Raw genomic sequence first — 15,336 nt, forward strand, 5'->3', positions numbered from 1 at the left:
CTAAAAAGTATCTTGCGTTCTCCGCTAGCTGCCCTCTACCTAGCTCCTTAAAGAAGTAAAACTAAAATTATGTCTAATTTTTTAGAAGAAGCGCAAGTCGCGGCCGATCGCCAAAACTGGCCTGGGCTAGTCGAATGCTTGCAGCAACTGACAGCTAAGGGCAGTAAGCCGCAGGAACAACACATTTTAGAGCAAGCTGTCAGTTTAGCAATACAAGCTTTGGAATGGGGCGATTTTCAAGACCGCTGGGAAATTGCTAAAGTATTGCCGAATCTGGGAAATGGCGCGATCGCACCTTTAATTGCCGTACTCGAAGACGAAGACGCAGACACGGAACCCCGGTGGTTCGCCGCCCGCATTCTCGGAAAGTTCGATCGTCCAGAAGTGATTCGAGCTTTAGTAGAATTAGTCAAAAATTCCGACGAAGAATTGAGCCAAATCGCCGCCGAAACCCTAGGGAATTTGGGCCAAACAGCCATAGAATCCCTCGCAACTCTCTTGCAGCAAAAAGACTCGCGACAGTTTGCAACAGCAGCACTCGCCCAAATTAGGCGCACCGAAACTATCGCACCGCTGTTGAGCGTAGTCGCAGACTCTCAAGTTGCGGTGCGGGCAGCCGCAATCGAGTCCCTGAGCAACTTTCACGACTCCCGCATCCCGTCGGTGCTGGTAGCAGCACTCAAAGATCCTGCGACAGCAGTCAGAAAAGAAGCCGTGCGAGCTCTTGGTGTGCGCGCCTATTTAGATGCAGAATTAGATTTAGTTAACTTGCTCAAACCTTTGCTTTCGGACATTCGATTAGAAGTTTGTCAGCAAGCGGCGATCGCGATCGGGCGAGTGAAAAGCGATGCTGCAGCGGCTGCTTTATTTGAATTGCTGCGATCGCCAATAACTCCGGCTGAATTGCAAATCGAAACTGTGCGCGCCCTAAGCTGGATGGAAACTGCAACCGCTTTAGCATATTTGCATCAGACATTAATGGCGCCATTTACTAACATACATTATAGTGTTTTTCAAGAGATAGTAACTGTTTTAGGGCGAGTCGAAAAGCCGGAATTAAAAGCTATTGCTGCTGAAATTCTGATTGATTTGTTAAAAACAGGTCATCCGGCAGTGCAGGAGGCAGTTAGCAAAAAATCTTTAGCTTTAGGTTTAGGAAAATTAGGAGATATGAGAGGGCTAGAGGCTCTTATTTCAATGTTGGGCGACGCAGACAGCAGCGTCAGGCTGCACTGCATGGCAGCGCTCAAACAGCTAGGCGCTGCCCAGGCCAGACAGCAATTAGAAAGTTTAGTTAAGCAAGAGAGCCTCGAACCAAGATTAAAACAAGGAATTGCGATCGCATTGCAGGAATGGCAATAAAACCAATAGAGAGCGGATTTGTGGAAAACATTTAAATTTAGGGTGCGCCATAAGCACCTTACGTAGAACTTAAATATTGAATTGTGAACTCAATAACTGAAAAATCAAAACTTTAGCTCTGCTCAATTGGCAGTCGCACTCCGAAAGTCGAGCCGAGTCCTTCCCCAGGACTTTCGGCCCAGACACTGCCGCCGTGGAGTTCCACGAGATGGCGCACGATCGCCAATCCCAGTCCCAGGCCGCCGTAATTGCGCGTAGAAGTGCTGTCAGCTTGGCGGAAGCGATCGAACACAAAGGGCAAAAACTCCTTGCTGATGCCAATTCCCGTATCTCTGACAACGATCGAAACAGAGTGAACCGGAGACGGCCCAGATAACATGGCGCCACCCGCTGCTCCCGGTTCCCCATCTTCCGATAGCGTGATTTCCACGCGACCCGACGGCGGCGTAAACTTAACAGCATTCGAGAGCAAATTCCACACCACCTGCTGCAAACGAGTAGCATCGCCCCTCACCAAGCTCACCCCTTCGCCACAAAAACTCACCAATTCAACTCCCCTAGCTTCAGCATCAGGGCTGAGCGCCTTCACGGCCGTTTCTACAATCCGTGCCAAATCCACCGGGCACAGCTTCAAACACACTTTGCCACTCACAATCCGGGAAACGTCCAGCAAATCCTCAATCATCTGAGTCTGCAACCGCGCGTTTCGCTCAATAGTCTCCAAACCCACAGCCGTTTTTTCCGGACTCAATTTGCGCTGCCGCAGCATCTGGGCCCAGCCCAAAATCGCGTTCAGAGGCGTCCGCAACTCGTGAGAAAGCGTTCCCAAAAACTGGTCTTTAATCCGGTTGGCCTCGTCTGCTTCCCGGTAAAGCCGCGCATTGTCGATAGCCACCGCCGCATCCCGGGCCAAATCCTCCAGCAAAGCCAAGTCGTCCTCCCCGCAGCGGCGGCCCGACTCCCCGCACAGCAGCGAAATCGCTCCCAGCGTCCGCCCGCGAGCGATCAGCGGCACGCAGATTGCCGACAGAACCTGGGATTGGGATCGCAGCACCAACTGCAGTTCCCTGTCTGGCACAACCGCCTCGATCACCCATTCCGGTATTTCTGGGTAGAGCTTCGACTCACCAGTCCGCAGCACCTTTGCTACTCCGTGCCGTCCATGGGGGTCTAGCGGCATACGCCGATCGATTTGCCACAGCAGAGCGACTTTGCTGGGATCTGAGTGAGCAACTGCTTGCAAGCGGATCGAGCCGTCGGTCTCGAGCAAATGCACACAGCACCAATCCCCCAGCGCCGGTACTGTTAAATCTGCCAAACCTTGCAGCGCCTTCTCGTAATCTAAAGAAGCCGACGACAGCAAAGCCAAGGCTTGAGCGCTAAAATAGGCTGTTTGGGCCGATCGCTGGCGATCGTCAATATCAGTACAAGTCCCGAACCATTTGAGAATTTTCCCCTCAGCGTCCCGCACGGGCAATGCCCTGCCCAGATGCCAGCGGTAAGCTCCGTCAGATGCCCGTTTAAAGCGGTATTCCACCTCGTAAGTCTTCCCTGTCTCCACCGAGGTCTTCCAACTTTCTACAGCATCTTCCACGTCATCTGGATGCAGGGGTAGCTGCCACCCCCAGCCTTGAGTTTCCTCCAGCGTCAAGCCAGTATATTCAAACCAGCGCTGGTTGTAGTAGTCGAGCCAGCCGTCGGCCCTGGCCGTCCAAACTATTTGCGGGATAGCTTCAGCGAGGACGCGGTACAACTGTTCGCTGGCTTCGGCTTGGCGACGGGCGGCCTGTTCCCGCGCCAATGCCCAATTCCTCTGTTCTTCGGCCTCTTTGCGAGCGGTGATGTCGCTAATCACGCCGATCCACTTGCAGGGATTACCTTGTTTGTCAAGCACTGCTTTGCCTCGATCGATCCAGTGGAGCAAGCGGCCGCGCTGGCACTGAACGCGGTATTCCTGAAAAAATGGGGCGGCAGAACTGTCTGGCGCACTCAAATACCGATCGACCGCTGCCAAAACTCGATCGCGGTCGATCGGGTGTACAATACTGTTCCAAGCTGCTCTTGTCCTCGGAAATCCGCCTTTTGCGTACTCCAAATGTTCGTCTACGTGACCGAACCACAGCACGATCCCGGTTTCGATATCCCATTCATAAATTAAATCACTGGCACTTTCTGCCGCAATCCGAAACCGCTCTTCAGACTGTCGCAGCACTTCCAGAAATTTAAAGCGTTCCGTCACGTCCAAAACCAGAGACAGCACCGATATCAACTGTCCAGACTCGCTGTAAAAAGCCGAATTGTACCACTCGCAGTGTACCAACGAACCCCACTTATTATAATTCCTGTTGCGAACTACATTGCAGCGATTTTTGGGGTTTTTTAAACTATAAATTGCCGATTCTACCTCTTCAAAATCCCCCTTATAAATAAATTTCCATTCGCTAAAATGCTTGCCTAAAACTTCTATTTTTTCCCAACCAAAAATCTTTTTGGCTGCCGGCGACCAACCACTAATCCGAAAGTTTTCATCCCACTCAATCACCGCTAGGGGGGTATTTTCAAAATGAGAAGTTAGTTTTTGCAGCGCCTCGCGCAGGGATGCTTCTACTTGCTTGCGCTTAGTAATATCCCCAAAAGAAATAGCAATGCCATCGCCCAATTTAACGGTCATAATCCGAAACCAGCCGACAATGCCTTCGCTGTTGTAATAAATCTCGGTGTCGAGGGAAATTCCTGTTTCTATAACTTCGACGTAACGGTCGAACAAATTGTTATCTTTATGGCCGGGCAGCACTTGCAGCAATCGCTTGCCGATTAATTCTTCAGGGGTACTCTGCTGAATTTTTGCCGCTGCGGGATTGACGTATTCCCATTCAAAATCCACAATTGTGGATTCGTCGCGGATGCTGCGGAACACGTTAAATCCGTCTAGAGATAATTCCTGAAAAACGCGGAAGCGTTCTTCGCTTTCTTGCAACTTGTCTACAGCGTCAAGCAGGAGTTCCTCTACTCGCTCGCGCTGTGTTATTTCTACAAGCAATTGCTGGTTAATTTGCTGGAGTTCGCTTGTGGGGGATGGGAAGGAATTTTTAATAGCAGAGTCGGCTTGCGGTCGATCGACCTTTTGGGTTCGCAGCGCCGTATTTCCTGCAAAAGAGGCCGCTCCAGCCATAGCCAAGAATTGAGAAATCCAGGGTATCAGGGACGCTAAAGCCCACAAAGAGATGATAGCGGTTAAGGCGGCGATCGAACTTGACAGCCATTCGCTGGGATGCACCAGCATCCAAACTTGCATCAAGTGAGTTGTCCCGCCCCAGAAAAACCAGGCTCCCAATAGGAGAAACCCCTTACTCAAAGGCACGTCCGGCTGCTTCCGGGCATAGTATGTCAGAATTGCTGGAATTGAATAATAAGCCAAGGCAATTAACACATCGCTGACCGCGTGCAGTCCCATCAACTGGGCTTGCCACTGGCAACATCCGCCTTGCAGAATAAAATTGTGGTTAAATGACATAATCTTAATAAAATGGCAGCATTTCGGCTTTCCTGTGCGATCGATCCTAGTTGCACTTGTGTTGCTGACCCGCTAATTTCTAGTTTATACACAAAAAAACATAAAACAAGAGTGACTTTAGTCCGGGGAGGAAAGTTCATAGCACGCTTTAACCTGCCTGCAATATTCGTACATTTATTGAGAGGTTTAGGGAGAGTGAGGTACTATAATTCCCAAGGATGTACGAAATTCAATGCTATCTTTTGAATTCACAACTGACGTAAAAACAGATCGATTGAACTCACTTGATGAAGGGATTAGTAGAGTGCCGTTCATGGAAACGGTTTAGCTAGAAGCTGGCAATATTCGATAAACTCATCTTTATTGAATCTATTTTTTGATAAGTTTGCAGATTCAGAAATCCTTTCCACATAGGAGAACCGACTTCTACTTGGAGGCTTAGCAATCCTGCCGAAGCAGATTGATGCTTGGAGCGTAGCATCCCCGCCTCTCGCCCCTGAATGAAAACTAATCTGTACCTGTATCAAAGTCTACTAAATTCTGCTACTAAATCGGTTAATGTCACAGATTATCTTCCAGTAAAATTTCTGAAACCATCTCGAATTAAACCTCCATGCGCTTAGAGCAGCTTCAAGCATTTCTTTCAGTTGCTGAAACTGGTAGCTTTCAGCAAGCGGCCCGGAAGTGCGGCGTTACCCAATCGACTATTAGCCGCCAAGTGCAGGGATTAGAAGCGGAAGTGGGTTTGTCGCTGTTTCACCGCACAGCCCACGCGAAACTGACTGTGGGAGGGGAATGCCTGTTACCTCACGCTCGCAAAATATGTCAGACTTGGCAAAATGCTGCTGAAGAATTGGGAGACTTACGGGCGGGAAAGCAGCCGGAACTGTGCGTGGCTGCGATTCACTCGGTTTGCGCTGCTTATTTGCCGCCTGTGCTGCAAAAGTTTTGCCGCGACTATCCAGACGTGCAGTTGCGGGTGACTTCCCTCGGGAGCGATCGAGCTCTGAAAGTCCTCAAAGACGGTTTGGTGGACATAGCGGTGGTGATGAACAACCGCTATTTTACTCAAGCCCCGGAAATGTTGGTTGAGGTGCTCTACAATGAGCCGATCGAGGTGTTGATGGCCGCTAGTCATCCCCTGGCCGAGTACGATCGAGTGCCTTGGCCGGAATTGATTTGTTACCCGCAAGTGGTGTTTAAGGACGGGTACGGAATGCAGCGGATGGTGCAAGAACAATTTGGACGCATCGGTGCTAAACTTCATGCTGTTTTGGAACTCAACACTCTTGATGCTTTTCGGGGTGTGGTGCGACAGGGAGAATTGATTGCTTTGCTGCCGCATTCAGCTTTGGTAGACGCGAAGGGCGATCGCACTTTAGCAGTGCGGTCGATCGCCCAAGAGCGCTCAAATTCCAAGGTTTCCGCGATCGGTCAATTGGCCGCAGATCCGGCTTGGACTCGCGAAGTGGTGTTGGTGACAACTCACGATCGAATGCAAATTCCGCCGATCGCCCATTTCTGGAATCTTGTACGCGAATTTGTGCCGCCACTTGATGTAATCAAGCTAGAAAAATCAGGCAGTTAATTAGATAATTTTGAATTGAATTTGGGGAATTTTAAATTTAAAACGATTCAAATATTACCAATTACTAACTACCAATTACTAACTTCAAAAGTTATGAGTGACGCATTTAGAGAATTGCTGCGAAAAATTGGCAGCGGAGTACACACAGGAGAAAACTTAACTCGTTCCGAAGCAGCAGCAGCCACGCGGATGATGCTGCTGGGGGAAGCAACACCGGCTCAAATCGGAGCTTTTATGATTGCCCACCGCATTAAACGGCCCACCGGCGAAGAATTAGCCGGAATGCTCGATGCTTATGAAGAATTGGGGCCTGTGCTTGCCCCCCCAAACCGAGAAAAAGGGTTTTCCGTCTCTACCGTCGCCGTGTTTGGCGTTGCTTACGACGGGCGATCGCGCACGGCTCCAATTAGCCCAATAACCGCCCTAATTTTAGCCGCCTCAGGCGTCCCAAGCCTCATGCACGGGGGGGATACCATGCCCACCAAGGAAGGCATTCCCCTGATTGAAATTTGGCGCGGTTTGGGAGTAGACTGGAGAAAACTGAGTTTAGAAAAAGTCCAGCAAGTTTTTGACAGTACGGGTTTAGGTTTTGTTTACCTTCCCAAGCATTTTCCTCAAGCAGCGGCTTTAGTACCCTACCGCCGCGAAATTGGCAAACGACCACCTTTTTCCACAATGGAGTTGATGTGGTGTCCCTGTGCCGGCGACGTTAATGTCATCTCCGGCTACGTCCACCCGCCCACAGAAGGTATGTTTCAAAAAGCCTTTGAGTTGCGGGGAATCAAAAATTATACCACTGTCAAGGGGTTGGAGGGAAGCTGCGATTTGCCGCGCGATCGTACTGCGATTATCGGCATTGCTAAGCCGGACACTGAGTTCGAGCGACTGCTTTTAGCCCACGGAGATTACGGTTTTAGCAGCACCAATCCGGCCTTTGAATCAGCCTCTGAGTTATTCAAACAAATGCAGGAAGTGTTGCTGGGAAAACCCTCGGAAGTGATGCAGTCTGCTATCTGGAACGGCGGATTTTATCTATGGCGCAGCGGAGTTTGTTTGGATATGAGTTCGGGTTTAATTGAGGCAGAAAATTTATTGAGTAGCGGTCAAGTCGTGCAAAAACTTGAGGAAGTTAGCCAAGCCGTTAGCGTTTTGAGTTGAGAATGACAGTTGAAAGTTGACAGTTAACCGTTAAGTACTGACTACTGACTACCAGACATCTCCAATAATTATTGTGGAACAGGCATCTTGCCTGTTCAAAACGGGCAATTCTGACGATGACTACTGACTACTGACTAATGACTAACCATAAAATTGCTGTAATTGTGCTTGCCGGTGGGCAAAGTTCGCGGATGGGGAGGGATAAAGCTCTGCTGGAAATTGAGGGCAAATCCCTATTACAGCGGGTGTGGGAAGTTGCCGCAGTTGTAGAGCCAGCAGTTTATGTTCTGACTGCTTGGCCCGATCGCTATCGATCGACCTTAACCGAAACATCACAATTTCTGGTAGAGTACAATCCAGGCTCCGGGCCATTGGTTGCATTGACTCAGGGATTGACAGAAATTGCCGCCGAGTGGATTTTACTGTTAGCTTGTGATTTGCCTTTGTTGGATGCCCAGATTATTCAGAATTGGGCAAGTCAGTTAACAGAATTTCCCCCATCAACTTTAGCAGTTGTGCCTTATCACAATTCGCGCTGGGAGCCTTTGTGTGGCTTCTACCGCCAACAATCTCTGCCCAGTTTGCAAAGTTTTATTGACAAAGGGGGACGTTCCTTTCAAGTGTGGTTAAATCAAATCTCCGCCATCCCTCTACCTGTAGGGGAACGAGAAGCAGTAATGTTATCTAATTGCAATACATTAGAAGAGTTTGAGCAATTAAAAGGTAAAATGGTTGACAGTTGACAGTTGACAGTTAACTGACTAATGACTAATGACTACTGACTAATGATTAATTACTAATGATTAACGAATATTGGTTGCTCGATCGCAATATAACCTTCCTCAATCACGGCTCTTTTGGGGCTTGTCCGATTCCCGTACTCGAGGCGCAAACCATTTTTCGAGAACAACTGGAAAGAGAACCATTGCGCTTTTTACTGCGGGAATTTGAACCATTGTTGGATAATGCAAGAAATCAGTTAGCAGCATTTATTGGTGCGAGTGAGGATGACTTGGCGTTTGTCCCCAATGCGACGACGGGAGTAAATGCAGTTTTGCGATCGCTCTGTTTTTCTTCGGGCGACGAATTGCTAACTACAAATCAGGAATACAACGCTTGTCGCAACACACTTAATTTTGTAGCCGAGCGTACAGGCGCTAAAGTAATAGTAGCAGAAGTCCCTTTTCCAATTGAGTCACCCGACCAAATTATTGAAGCAATAATTAAGTGCGTTTCACCGCAAACAAAGTTAGCTTTATTAGACCACGTTGTCAGCCAAACAGGTTTAATATTTCCCATCAAACAATTAGTCGGCGAGTTAGCTAACCGTGGCGTCGATGTATTAGTAGACGGAGCTCACGCGCCGGGAATGGTAGCGCTGAATTTAGATGAAATTGGCGCGGCTTACTATACCGGAAATTGCCACAAATGGCTGTGCGCGCCGAAAGGTGCGGGCTTTTTATACGTGCGGCGCGACAAGCAAAATGCCATTCGCCCAACTACGATCAGTCACGGTGCTAACTCGCCCCGCGCTGATAAATCGCGCTTTCAATTAGAATTTGATTGGATGGGAACTGTCGATCCCAGTCCCTATTTGTGCGTGCCTGTAGCTATTGATTTTATGGGTTCTTTGTTGAGCGGCGGCTGGCCGGAATTGAGGGCAAAAAATCATGCTTTAGCCTTGGCGGGGAGAAAAATATTGGCAGACAAGTTAGATGTGCCACTGCCTTGTCCTGATGAAATGGTGGGTTCGATGGCGGTTGTGCAACTGGTAGACTCTCAGTCTGATGTGGTTGCAAAGGGAGGAATTCCGCCTTTGCAAGAGGCACTGTGGGAGATTTTTAAAATAGAAGTCCCGGTGATTCCTTGGCCGGATGCTAGCAAGCAGTTGGTGAGGATTTCGGCTCAGTTGTACAATACTTTGCCACAGTATCAATATTTAGCTAAGGCGCTGGTTGAGCTGACGAAAATTTGAGCTGAAGCTTCCCGAAAACAAACATAACACCCAGCTACGAACAGTTATAGGTTTCTAGTTAGGATGAAGTTTTCATACTTTTAGTGAATACAGAGTATTAGTCCTTACTACCAACATAATAATTGTTATCAAACAAGGCACAATTAGAGGGGAAAATTCGGCAAGTAATAATTTTTAACACTTTTTTAATTTGTTACCATTTACCTCAGCTTATAAAAAATTAAAAAAACTGCTCTCAAGCCCCATAGCCCTAGATTTCTCCAATCCGCCCAAGCCCAATAAAGTTTGTAAATAGCCCGCGAAATTTCTTAAGTTAAAACAGGGTTGTCAAATCGGATAGCGCCCAACTTCCGCGCAACACAATATAATGTATCAACATTTGCATTTTCGCAGACAAAACAAAGGAAAGGAAAAGAGGAAAATACCATGTCCAATGCCATGATGGTAATTTACCCCTATCGCGAACAGTACACCTGGGTTTTTGACGACGAGCGAGTCGGACTTGTGCGAGAACCATTTGTTCAGGGCGTCCCGGAAATGATTAACGCGCTCGTCGCAGACATTCCCAATGCCGCTCAAGGTTTCCGACTTTTATTTTCAGCCAATCCATTTCCCGGATATCAAGCAGAAATGCTGTGGTTGAAAGCAGAATACGGCGGTAACTGGTATCGGTGGGAATCCAAAAATCTCGACGGCTGGCTGTGTCCGGCTATGTTCAAATACTTTCCAGAAGCACCGCCCAAGTTTTACTGCAAAGCTGAAAAACTGCAATAACCAACAGCAAGTCAATGAAAAACTTGTCAATTTTTAAAAGAGACTTTGTTACACCAGTCGATCAAACCTCTCGAAAAAAGCCTAAATTCTTCCTGTATATAGTGGGGCTATTTTTCCTAGTCTTCACCGCCGCCATCTCGGCCACAATGGGGGCAATTACTGCCCTGTTAGCTCCCGTGGAACCTCCAATTATAAATAGAGTATTAGAGGCGACTGGCTTTGACTATCTATCCTCTAACCGCTCTGGATATCGCCTGTCGCGGTCAGTTAATATCTTGATATTGGGAATTGACGCGGTGCCGGAAGCTGCAGCAAATGGCCCTAAGATTTTTGAGGGCCGCAGCGATACAATACTCTTATTTCACCTCGATCCTAGAGATAAATCTATTAGTTTGCTTTCTGTTCCGCGAGATACTAAAGTCGAAGTTCCCGGAATTCGCTTCAGCAAAATTGGCGAAGCCAATGCTAGAGGAGGAGCAGCTTTGGCGACGCGATTGGTTAGCAGTATGCTGAACAATACGAAAATAGAACGATACGTGCGAGTCAGCAGCAATGCGTTTCGGGAATTAGTCGATTTAGTGGGTGGAATTGAGGTATTTGTACCTCGCGCCATGTCGTATACAGATAGCGCCCAAAAGTTAAAAATAAACTTAGCCCAGGGATGGCAAACTCTCAACGGAGAACAAGCAGAACAATTTGCTCGATTTCGCAACGATGGTTTAGGAGATATTGGTCGCATTCAGCGCCAGCAATCTTTAATTCAAGCTATTCGGAACCGCCTCACAAGTCCATCAGTATTGGTGCGCTTGCCACAAATTGTGCGATTGATGCAAAAATATGTGGATACAAACCTAAATTATGAGGAAATATTGACGCTGGCAAATTTTGGTTTGCAATTGGATCGAGAGAATTTGAAAATGGTAATGTTGCCTGGAAGTTCTAGTTCAGAACAATCCGATTTGAGGAGTTATTGGATTGTAGATGCGATGGGGCTGGAGCGCATTATGACACAATATTTCAACCAGAGTGTGCCGGATTTTGCACAAGGACGAGTTCGCAACCCAACCGAGTCTGTTTTGCCCAAAAACCTCAAAATATCTGTCCAAAACGCTTCTAGCAAACCGACAACTGCAAAAAACGTTGGTGAATTTCTCACAAAAAAGGGCTTTTTTAATGTATCTGTAGTGCAGGATTCGCCCCAGAAGGAGCGTCAAAGTCAAATTATTGTTCAGCAAGGCGATTTAGAGGCAGCTAATTTACTGCAAAAAGAATTAGGAGGCGGTAAAATTGAAGCATCTTCTACGGGTGAAATCAATTCTGACTTGACACTTCGCGTTGGCGAAGATTGGGTAAAGCGATTTTAATTAGTCATGAGTCAATTACCATGAGTACAATATCTGTGAAAAGTGTTTTCAGAATTTTCCTGAGCCTGTTTGTAAGTTTAGTGTTGGCTTTGGGGTGGGTGCTGCTGAGTGCTACTCCGGCATTTGCCCTGCCGAAAACAAATATTAATTACACAAATATTAATTTGTCCGATCGCGATTTTTCCAACTCGAATTTAGCGGGGGGAACATTTGTCGCTGCGGAAATGCGGGGAACAAATTTTCAAGGTGCTGATTTAACTAATGCCATTTTGACTAAGGGAGTTTTACTAAATGCCAACTTATCAGGTGCTAACCTCTCCGGTGCTTTGGCAGATAGAGTTACATTCGACGGCGCTAATTTGACGAATGCTAATTTTTCCGAGGCAATTATGACTCGAACTCGGTTTTTTGATGCTGCAATTTCTGGCGCAGATTTTACTGACGCGATTATCGACGCTTATCAAGTAACTATCCTGTGCGAAAAAGCAGATGGTGTCAATCCCGTGACGGGAGTTCCTACCCGCGAAAGTTTGGGATGTCCCTAAATATTGACACTTACATGAATTACACAAAAATGGGTTTTACGCGCTACTTATAGCGGTTACTTTTATCGCGGTAAAGTGCGCAGTGCACACCCTAGATAGAGCTTGCTGAATAAAGAGAAAAACGAGATGTTTTATGGATTTGTCAGCGCGGCTGGGGTGGTCAAATGCAATCATTGCTGGTAGGATGGCTCAAAACCAGTGCATCACCACCTGCGATCGTGTACCGAAAAGTCTCGCGGCGCCCCAAGCCCAGCAGCAGACTTTGAACTCCCCAACGGGTGCGCGTTGGCAGCAGATAATCGTTGGGGGAGCATCTCATATTTGTAAAAACACTTGTTCTGACTCCTTCTTTCTGAGTCTTTCCTACTGGCTCCTGTCTCCTGCTCCCAATTCCTACCTTGGGTGCTTTCATTGAGATTCTCCCTCAGCTTTGTGGGGTATCACTCTTTTTTATGAGCTAGTTTGCGGATACGAGACGATGCTGGTGGCAAATTCAAATATTCATTTTTATCTTCAACAACTGAGGCTCTAGATGCTGGATACTTCTTGCGTTTAGGGGCATGATTTGCAACTGTACCCAAGCATGGTATGCCAAAATTTTCTAATTGACTGAAAACTTTTTGAACTACGGAAAAGGGAACCTGCTTAATTGCTACAACCATCAATATGCCATCTGTGCGCGCAGCTAAAAAATTCGTATCTTTACTGTCAACCAGCGACGGCGTATCGTAGATAACTAAGTCAAATTTTGCCTGAAGTTCTTCCATTAAATACTGCATTCCAGATGATGCCAGCCGTCGGGCAGTACCAGGACCAGGGAGACCAGCAGTTAATACAAAAAGATTATCTGTTAGATGCGATCGTTGGATAATTTCATTGGGTTCGTTTTTATGGTCGAGCAAGTTGCTCAATCCCTTGACATTAGGCAGTTCCAACAGCAAGTGCACGCTGGGCGAATGCAAATTCGCGTCTACTAACAGCACTCGCTGACCCGCCAGCGCTGCCACGTGAGCTAAGTTTAAAGCAACGGTAGATTTTCCTTCGCCAATTGTAGCCGAACCAACTGCCAAAGAGCTAATCGTTCGATTGGAAGAAAGAAAGCGGATATTAGTATAAAGAGAGTCAAAAGCTTCTATAAATTCCGCAGCATTTTTCTTATTACCCTCTTTTCCTTCCAGATAAGCATAGGCATTAGCAATAGAAGGCGGCAATTTTCTAGCATTTTTGTCCAGAGGAATTGCTCCCAATAAAGGTGCTTCAACCGCATCTTTAACGTCATCAGCACAGTAGAAAATATTGCGGAACTTTTCAATAAGGATAGCAGCTCCCAGACCCAAAACTAGCGCTCCAACAACTGCCATCATTAATTTGTTTTTAGCTTTCGAGGCAACTGTAATCAGGTTGCCCTTCTCATCTCGCGGTATGCCTGGTTCAGAAATTATTTCCCAAGGTACTTGGCTTTGAGCTGCTTGGACGCGCAGAGTTTCCCGCTGACTTAAAAGTTGATCGCGGGTGCGGGCGGCTACTTCTAATTGCTGTTGCAGTTCGTTGTAGCGGCGGGCTATGGTGGGGAATTCTGTTGCTTGTCGGTTTAAATTATTTTTAGTTTGGGTGATTGCTTGAAGGCGAGCTTCTAAGACTTCAACTTGGTTAGCAGTATCCACCAATTGTTTAATCAAGCCTATGCGAATAGAATTTTGAAAATTCTGAACTTTAGAATTAGCTTGGGTGCCTACTAAGTTTTGCCCCAAAATTCTATCAGTTTGCTGGTTGAGCAAAGCTACTAAATTTGCCCGCTTGCGCTCTAAAGCTTCCACTATAGGGTTAGCCGATTTAAAACGAGCTGTTTCTACAGCAATCTGACCTTCTACTTCCTTAACCTTGGTCAGCAACTCTTTATATTGAGGTTCTTCGCTTAAAGCTGAAGCGGCAATAGCTTCATTTGGTGTAAAATCTAGTTGTTTTTGCAAGTTAGCGTACAGCGTTTTTTGTTCTTGCAGTAGCCTTTGAGTTTCTAACTCTAAAGTTTCTACTGCCCGAACTTGCTCGATTAATTGTGCGCCTTGTTCTTTAGGATCGGTAATCTTTTGCTGCTGCTGTATCACCTGTAACTCCGATTTCAGGTCGTTTACGCGCTTATTGAGTCCCGGAAGCTGGTCTTCAATAAATTTAACACCTTCACCAATCCGAGTCTTGCGTTCATCAAGACTGTACTTTAAATATTTCTTTTTAGTTTCTTGTAAAACGAACTCAATTAATTTAGGGTCATCCCCCATGAAGCGAACTTGCAAAATTTTAGTGAGCGTCATCTGATCTTCTCCCATCCGCAAAACAATTAATTCTTTTTCAAGAATTTTTTCTGTAACTTTTGGATATCGTTTTTGGACTTGTTTTGCAATAGCAGAAAGCATCTGAGGACTCTTGAGAATTTCAAGTTGAGTTGCGTAGTCCAAACTAAAAAAATCTCGATTAGGTACTCCTCCCCCCTCGCTGCGATTGGCGAGAGCAGCGGGGTCAGCAATTCTTGCCTCCGTTGTCACGGGTTCCACTAGCATCCGAAAATCGCCTTGATATGTTTTCTTGCCTCCCTTGATCTGATAAACAGCTCCAGCGCCCACTAGACCTATAATCCCAATAATGATGAGGGCTTGTCGCTGAAAAGTCCTCAACAACGGTTTTACATTCAATCCTTTCTGAGGCTGCGCGCTTAACTCTTCTCCCTCCTCAACGGAAAATTGCTGCACCTGTCGGCTCTGGTTGCTAATGGGTACGATATGAGCGTCCTGTTCTCTTTCCATGTTGACCTCTTGGATATTGTGTGGGTAAAATCAGCTTTCTTCTGCGAGCCTTCGGGTTGATACTTTGAGCATTGGCTTAAGGATATCACACGAAATTATTGGTTGGTCGAGCCCACTTCCTTCTAATAGTTCTCACTCTTTTCACATAGTATACAAAAATAACTAAATCCCTATGCTATGCCCGCGGCAAAAGTTCTTTTACAACTGCTGGATAGTTATATCAGACTGCATTTGAGTCTGCTGCGTTGTGCTTGTATT

The 15,336-nt window shown here is 46.8% G+C and carries 12 protein-coding genes; 8 read left to right on the forward strand and 4 right to left on the reverse strand.

What is annotated here, in order from left to right; translation table 11 throughout:
* Positions 1 to 69 precede the first annotated feature (69 nt).
* Positions 70 to 1,362, forward strand: coding sequence for a HEAT repeat domain-containing protein (locus tag QUA27_RS21450; RefSeq protein ID WP_333070302.1), 1,293 nt, complete (start codon positions 70 to 72; stop codon positions 1,360 to 1,362).
* A gap of 112 nt (positions 1,363 to 1,474) precedes the next feature.
* On the opposite strand, the gene QUA27_RS21455 is transcribed toward QUA27_RS21450, so the two are convergent.
* Entirely contained in the window at positions 1,475 to 4,876 is a 3,402-nt protein-coding gene (locus QUA27_RS21455) for a PAS domain-containing sensor histidine kinase (RefSeq protein WP_333070304.1), read from the reverse strand.
* 328 nt (positions 4,877 to 5,204) lie between these two features.
* Complete coding sequence (locus tag QUA27_RS21460; protein WP_333070307.1) at positions 5,205 to 5,357, reverse strand: hypothetical protein; 153 nt, start codon at positions 5,355 to 5,357, stop codon at positions 5,205 to 5,207.
* Between the two features lie 132 nt (positions 5,358 to 5,489).
* Here QUA27_RS21460 and QUA27_RS21465 point away from each other — a divergent pair, with 132 nt between their 5' ends.
* The 7 genes from QUA27_RS21465 (at position 5,490) to QUA27_RS21495 (ending at position 12,280) form a co-directional block, all read left to right on the forward strand.
* Positions 5,490 to 6,464 carry a LysR family transcriptional regulator gene (locus QUA27_RS21465; RefSeq protein ID WP_333070308.1) on the forward strand — a complete coding sequence of 325 codons (975 nt, stop codon included), beginning with the start codon at positions 5,490 to 5,492 and terminating at the stop codon, positions 6,462 to 6,464.
* A 93-nt stretch (positions 6,465 to 6,557) separates the two neighbouring features.
* Complete coding sequence (locus QUA27_RS21470) at positions 6,558 to 7,622, forward strand: anthranilate phosphoribosyltransferase family protein (protein ID WP_333070309.1); 1,065 nt, start codon at positions 6,558 to 6,560, stop codon at positions 7,620 to 7,622.
* Between the two features lie 137 nt (positions 7,623 to 7,759).
* Positions 7,760 to 8,365, forward strand: coding sequence for a molybdenum cofactor guanylyltransferase (locus QUA27_RS21475; protein ID WP_333070311.1), 606 nt, complete (start codon positions 7,760 to 7,762; stop codon positions 8,363 to 8,365).
* Between the two features lie 56 nt (positions 8,366 to 8,421).
* On the forward strand, positions 8,422 to 9,597 hold the full coding sequence (locus QUA27_RS21480) for an aminotransferase class V-fold PLP-dependent enzyme (protein ID WP_333070312.1): 1,176 nt from the start codon (positions 8,422 to 8,424) through the stop codon (positions 9,595 to 9,597).
* A gap of 426 nt (positions 9,598 to 10,023) precedes the next feature.
* The gene (locus tag QUA27_RS21485) at positions 10,024 to 10,371 is read left to right on the forward strand and encodes a DUF6717 family protein (protein ID WP_333070313.1); all 348 of its coding nucleotides are present in this window, start codon (positions 10,024 to 10,026) and stop codon (positions 10,369 to 10,371) included.
* A gap of 14 nt (positions 10,372 to 10,385) precedes the next feature.
* Positions 10,386 to 11,735, forward strand: coding sequence for an LCP family protein (locus QUA27_RS21490; RefSeq protein ID WP_333070315.1), 1,350 nt, complete (start codon positions 10,386 to 10,388; stop codon positions 11,733 to 11,735).
* A 20-nt stretch (positions 11,736 to 11,755) separates the two neighbouring features.
* A complete protein-coding gene (locus QUA27_RS21495; protein WP_333070317.1) occupies positions 11,756 to 12,280 on the forward strand; it encodes a pentapeptide repeat-containing protein in 525 nt (174 codons plus the stop codon).
* Between the two features lie 160 nt (positions 12,281 to 12,440).
* Here the strand turns inward: QUA27_RS21495 and QUA27_RS21500 are convergent, their stop codons facing one another.
* On the reverse strand, positions 12,441 to 12,692 hold the full coding sequence (locus tag QUA27_RS21500; protein WP_333070320.1) for a hypothetical protein: 252 nt from the start codon (positions 12,690 to 12,692) through the stop codon (positions 12,441 to 12,443).
* Positions 12,693 to 12,720: 28 nt separating this feature from the next.
* Positions 12,721 to 15,078, reverse strand: coding sequence for a GumC family protein (locus QUA27_RS21505; RefSeq protein WP_333070322.1), 2,358 nt, complete (start codon positions 15,076 to 15,078; stop codon positions 12,721 to 12,723).
* Positions 15,079 to 15,336 lie beyond the last annotated feature (258 nt).

It is taken from the genome of Microcoleus harperi Pol14_C6 (assembly GCF_036701295.1).
Classification (GTDB): Bacteria; Cyanobacteriota; Cyanobacteriia; order Cyanobacteriales; family Microcoleaceae; genus Microcoleus.

Excerpts from the sequence above, each read along its gene's own strand:
- QUA27_RS21450 (WP_333070302.1), top strand. The coding sequence starts at position 70 with ATGTCTAATTTTTTAGAAGAAGCGCAAGTCGCGGCCGATCGCCAAAAC.
- QUA27_RS21455 (WP_333070304.1), bottom strand. The coding sequence starts at position 4,876 with ATGTCATTTAACCACAATTTTATTCTGCAAGGCGGATGTTGCCAGTGG.
- QUA27_RS21460 (WP_333070307.1), bottom strand. The coding sequence starts at position 5,357 with ATGCTACGCTCCAAGCATCAATCTGCTTCGGCAGGATTGCTAAGCCTC.
- QUA27_RS21465 (WP_333070308.1), top strand. The coding sequence starts at position 5,490 with ATGCGCTTAGAGCAGCTTCAAGCATTTCTTTCAGTTGCTGAAACTGGT.
- QUA27_RS21470 (WP_333070309.1), top strand. The coding sequence starts at position 6,558 with ATGAGTGACGCATTTAGAGAATTGCTGCGAAAAATTGGCAGCGGAGTA.
- QUA27_RS21475 (WP_333070311.1), top strand. The coding sequence starts at position 7,760 with ATGACTAACCATAAAATTGCTGTAATTGTGCTTGCCGGTGGGCAAAGT.
- QUA27_RS21480 (WP_333070312.1), top strand. The coding sequence starts at position 8,422 with ATGATTAACGAATATTGGTTGCTCGATCGCAATATAACCTTCCTCAAT.
- QUA27_RS21485 (WP_333070313.1), top strand. The coding sequence starts at position 10,024 with ATGTCCAATGCCATGATGGTAATTTACCCCTATCGCGAACAGTACACC.
- QUA27_RS21490 (WP_333070315.1), top strand. The coding sequence starts at position 10,386 with ATGAAAAACTTGTCAATTTTTAAAAGAGACTTTGTTACACCAGTCGAT.
- QUA27_RS21495 (WP_333070317.1), top strand. The coding sequence starts at position 11,756 with ATGAGTACAATATCTGTGAAAAGTGTTTTCAGAATTTTCCTGAGCCTG.
- QUA27_RS21500 (WP_333070320.1), bottom strand. The coding sequence starts at position 12,692 with ATGAAAGCACCCAAGGTAGGAATTGGGAGCAGGAGACAGGAGCCAGTA.
- QUA27_RS21505 (WP_333070322.1), bottom strand. The coding sequence starts at position 15,078 with ATGGAAAGAGAACAGGACGCTCATATCGTACCCATTAGCAACCAGAGC.